Source organism: Candidatus Angelobacter sp., assembly GCA_035607015.1.
Lineage (GTDB): Bacteria > Verrucomicrobiota > Verrucomicrobiia > Limisphaerales > AV2 > AV2.
Window position 1 is genome coordinate 1 of record DATNDF010000059.1, and the last position, 4484, is coordinate 4484.

Annotated in this window: 5 protein-coding genes; 4 read left to right on the forward strand and 1 reads right to left on the reverse strand. The window is 56.9% G+C overall.

The window, feature by feature from the left end; translation table 11 throughout:
- Both VN887_02355 and VN887_02360 read left to right on the forward strand, forming a co-directional pair.
- Positions 1 to 381, forward strand: a 381-nt coding sequence (locus VN887_02355) for a single-stranded DNA-binding protein (protein HXT38844.1), incomplete at its 5' end; no start/stop codon positions are given.
- Positions 382 to 474: 93 nt separating this feature from the next.
- On the forward strand, positions 475 to 1596 hold the full coding sequence (locus VN887_02360) for a glycosyltransferase (GenBank protein ID HXT38845.1): 1122 nt from the start codon (positions 475 to 477) through the stop codon (positions 1594 to 1596).
- On the opposite strand, the gene VN887_02365 is transcribed toward VN887_02360, so the two are convergent.
- On the reverse strand, positions 1593 to 1976 hold the full coding sequence (locus VN887_02365; protein HXT38846.1) for a hypothetical protein: 384 nt from the start codon (positions 1974 to 1976) through the stop codon (positions 1593 to 1595). The genes VN887_02360 and VN887_02365 overlap by 4 nt on opposite strands.
- Before the next feature lie 772 nt (positions 1977 to 2748).
- Here VN887_02365 and VN887_02370 point away from each other — a divergent pair.
- Positions 2749 to 3915 carry a hypothetical protein gene (locus VN887_02370; protein ID HXT38847.1) on the forward strand — a complete coding sequence of 389 codons (1167 nt, stop codon included), beginning with the start codon at positions 2749 to 2751 and terminating at the stop codon, positions 3913 to 3915.
- Positions 3916 to 3994: 79 nt separating this feature from the next.
- Positions 3995 to 4484, forward strand: a 490-nt coding sequence (locus VN887_02375; protein HXT38848.1) for a 1-acyl-sn-glycerol-3-phosphate acyltransferase, incomplete at its 3' end; no start/stop codon positions are given.

The window sequence follows — 4484 nt, forward strand, 5'->3', positions numbered from 1 at the left end:
AAGCGATTGTGGGGGCTTTTTGCCGGACGGTTTAAGTGTGCCGAACAGTTTTTCGCGGATCACTTCGTTTTGAATTACTGCCCACTGGCATTCATTGACAAGGAGGGACGAAACCTGACTCCGGACAAATTACTCACGTCCGAACAAGCGATGCCTCTGTTCTTGGCCTGTGACCGGCACCTGACCAAAGTCGTTGAAATATTGAAGCCGGAATGGTTGATCGGTGTCGGCGATTTTGCCGAGAGGCGCGCCAGGCTCGTCTTCGCGGACACCACGCTTAAAATGGGGCGAATTCTTCACCCGAGTCCGGCCAATCCCGCGGCCAATCGGGATTGGGCGGGCATTGCAACGCGCCAGTTGGAGGCCGCGGGTGTTTGGTGACCCGTGGCCATGTGAGCGGGCAGTGCGGGAAATAAATTATCTGTTCGGGCTGCTGCCAGTCCGGTAAACATCGCATCACACTTCAAATTCTGCATGCGCATATTGATTGCGACCGTGACAGCGGGGGCGGGGCATCTGCAGGCCGCCGCCGCTCTGGAAGAGGCATGGCGCACGCTGCGTCCCGGCGACATGGTCGAAAAGGTGGATTTGCTTGATTTCGTTTCCCGCCTGCAACGGAGGGTTTACATCCAGGGTTATGTGAAGCTGGTGAAGCACGCGCCCGAGTTGTGGGGAATGGTTTTCAAGAAGACGGACAATCCGGCGCTGTTGCGGAAGGTGGGATACTTTCGTCGCGGATTCGCCGAACGCACCAACAAGAAATTCGTCAAGTATTTGAAAGCGTTTCAGCCGGACGCCGTGATTTGCACGCATTACCTCCCGGTGGAAATCATGGCCCACCTGGAACGCAAAGGGTTTAACCCGATGACGGTTTGCGTGGTCACAGATTTCGAGGCGCATGCGCTCTGGATGGAGCAGACGGTGGATTTGTATTGTGTGGCCGCCGAGGAGACAAAAGCGAGTCTTGTCGCGCGCGGAGCCAGGGCCCGAGACGTGGTGGTGACCGGGATTCCGATCGCCGGAAAATTTTCAAACCGCCCCGATTCACGAACCGTGCGAAGAAATCTTGGGCTGCGCGATGATCTGTCCGTCGTGCTTGTGCTGGGAGGTGGATTTGGCATGGGTCCGATGTCGAAAATCCTGGCTGCAATTGACAAGGTAGAGCGCAACTTCCAGACCGTCGTCGTCGCCGGTCGCAACGAAAAACTGCGTCGCGAGCTCGCCTGCGCAGACTTTCGGCATCCGGTAAGGGTGCTTGGCTTCGTGACGAACATGCACGAGCTGATGGCGGTCGCGGATTTGATCGTCACGAAACCTGGCGGGTTGACGACTTCAGAAGCGCTGGCCATGGGTAAACCGCTGTTTATTCTCAATCCGATTCCCGGCCAGGAGGCGGCGAACAGCGACTTTCTGCTGGAACGCGGCGCAGCAGCCAAAGCGAACCGGATCGAGGATGTTCCCTTCAGGCTCGAGCAACTGATCGGATCGAAGAAGCTTAAGGAGATGGCCGGCGCGGCGAAGGCACTCGGCCACGTTGATGCGGCGCAGCAGATTTGCGGTGAAATCTTCCGGCGGCTGAACGCCAGTCAGGGCTAATCGATGGTCAGTCGGCCGACCGGGCGCCGACTCTGAAACTCCTCCGCTTCCGTCGATCCCGGGCGGGAACCCATTCCCAGCCGCTGCTTCATTCCCGCGAAGAAAGATGTCCTTTTGGTTTCGGAACTGATGCCGATCATGCCGTATACTCGCTGCCAGAAAAAGGCGTCGGTGCGATCGAGGGCGAGCAATTCAACGTAAAAGGAGTCGATTTCGCGGCGGCGGCGGTGCATCGATTCGATGAAATACGCCGGCTCCATGGGCAAATCGCTGAAACTGTCCAGAAACATGGCCGCGTTGGTCAGTGGCTTGACCAAATCTTCGTTGGTATGTGAATTGAGGGAAAACAATTGGGCCAGCTCCAGTTTGATGGCCTTCATGATCTCTTCTTTCGGCGCTGGAAGGAGTGCCGGGTCGCGCCGACTTCCTCGTTTCGAGTCGTCTGAGAGTACTTGCTGGTAGTGGTGGATGAACTGCTCAGCTTGCTGGATCGTCATAAAAAAACATCTTCGCCCGTTGGGCCGGGACCATTCAATTCGTTCCTGAACGCCAATCGTTTCGTGACCCAAACAGACCAGAGTTGGCGTCAGTGTCCCGAATCGGTACGAACAAGGCTCATTTGCCCGGTCAATCTGTTCCCAGCAAGTGGTTTGCCATGGCCGCGCGAAATACCGGGTGAAATTCCATTTTGCTCTCAAAATGTGTGAGGGATCGTTCGTGGCGCTGTCCGTGCCGACCGGCGGGGCGACGAGGCCCTTGTTACAGTTGACACGACGAACTCGGGAACTCTGCCCTCCCACCAGGCGATTATTTCCAAGGGTCCCTCCATTCGGCGCCGCCAACCCGTTTCCGACGTTTCTTTTAATAACTCGCCACGTCTTCAGTTCATAGCTTTCAGACAGTTTTTTTTTTTGAATCAGGTATCCCATCCATCCGACAACCTGGAAAAGTCAAATGGCGATCCGGACTCTTCGGCCAACCGGGCGGGGTTCCTTCGCGCCATCGGAGGAGCTGACCGGTCGTCGCCTGGTGCAAGTTTGAACCTGGATGAAAACGCCGATGAAATCTTTTGTGATAAGCGGTGCGCGCCCAACCGGTTGTCTCGCCGGATGGACAGCCCGACACTCGTGGCGTAATTTTGTAACAGATTTTATGGTTTCCTCGGTTTCATATCCTGAAAAGTCTCCTTCTCAAGGTGCGCCCGCTCGGGCCAACTACTATACGGGCGAAGTCGTTTATATTTACGCTTTCGATATTGCTTACGAGATGGCGCGTTTGCCTTTGAGGGAACTGCTCGGACAGCCACTGGCGCAGTTTTCCGTGGACTCCGGCAAGCGTACTCCCAGGCAGCTTTTTTTCTACCGGCCGCAAATGGTTCGACTGCCTCCGCTGGAACGCATCGGGCCGCACGGGCTTGCGCGTTTGGAACGGGTAGTGAAACTGCTGCCGGTCGGCGCAGTCAGTATCACCGTGCGGGTGCCGTTCGACATGGCACGAATCGAGGACCTCGTGGTTTACCATGACTTGCAGTTCAGCAACGGTGCTCTGCACGACGAAGTTCGGCGACTGGCGGACGAATTGCGGCGCGAACTCGCGCCCTATCTCATCCGGCCCATCGCGCAACTGGCCGAAGAGGAAGCGTACACGGTCTTTTGCATCGAATCCCCGCTCCACGCGAAGGACGGCGCGACCTTGAGCGCCGAGGACTGGCTCAAGGTCCATCGCCGGGAAGTCGCCTCACTGCTCACGCAGGAACCGGACGTCGATCGCCTCTCGCGGCAGGAGGCAGACGAATCAACAGGGCGCCACCTCAGTTACTATGAGTATGATCTGGCGGTCATCGATTGGGATGCGGCCCTGATCGTGGATGGGCGACAGAATTTCGATGAAACGCTCTATGTCATGGAACTGGCCAATCTTCAATTGGCGGAACTGGAAGCCTACGATCGGATTCTCGACGAGGCGCTGGAGCGGTCCTATCGCGACCTTGGCGAGCGGCCGTTGCGGCGCAAGGGCGATGTGTTGCGTGAACTCCGCGAAATCCGCGTTGACCTCGCGCGACTGGGCGATGAGCTTTTGAACATCACCAAATTCTTTGGCGACTGGCACCTTGCTCGCATTTATGAAAACATTTCCGCCCGGTTCCATTTGAGCGACTGGCACCGGACCATCCACGTCAAACTCAAAACACTGGACAACCTCTACCAGTTGCTCCAGCACGACCAGACCAACCGCTGGATGCTGATGCTGGAGGGGACCATCGTCCTGCTGTTCATCGTTGACCTGGTTCTTCTCTTCATGGGGCTGAAGCATCCATGAGTCGCCGGTGCGGCAACCTCTGCTCAATCCTCGATGGCTTTTCCGCCGGTGTTGTGGCATTCTTGGACCAACCCGGCCGATGAACGTTCTGGAAAAATGTCTGACTCTGACTATCACGACACTGCTCCGCATTCTGCTGGGCGTTTACTTCCGCCGGATCGAGTGCTTTCACGCGGAACGCGTTCCTCACGACGGACCGGTCCTGTTTGTTTCGAATCATCCCGGGTCCGTTACTGACGCGTTCATCATCGGCACGTCGGTGCCGCGTCAGGTCCATTTCGTCGCCACTGTCAAACTCTTCGGTTTCCCGCCGCTGGCCTGGCTCCTGAAACAATGCGGCATCATCCCGATCAACCGGTTGAAAGACGATCCACGCGCCATGCGCTCGGTCATGGACACGTTTGAGGCCTGCTTCAAAATACTCGAGCGAGGCGGGGCCATTGGGATTTTTCCCGAAGGAATTACTTACGACGACTCGCAACTCAAAACGGTCAAAACCGGCGCGGCCCGCATGGCGCTGGAACTCGAACATCGCCACGACGGAAACCTCGGCTTGAGAATTGTTCCGG

Bases quoted from the DNA above. Each gene is read 5' to 3' on its own strand.
- VN887_02360 (HXT38845.1), top strand. From the start codon at position 475: ATGCGCATATTGATTGCGACCGTGACAGCGGGGGCGGGGCATCTGCAG.
- VN887_02365 (HXT38846.1), bottom strand. From the start codon at position 1,976: ATGAAGGCCATCAAACTGGAGCTGGCCCAATTGTTTTCCCTCAATTCA.
- VN887_02370 (HXT38847.1), top strand. From the start codon at position 2,749: ATGGTTTCCTCGGTTTCATATCCTGAAAAGTCTCCTTCTCAAGGTGCG.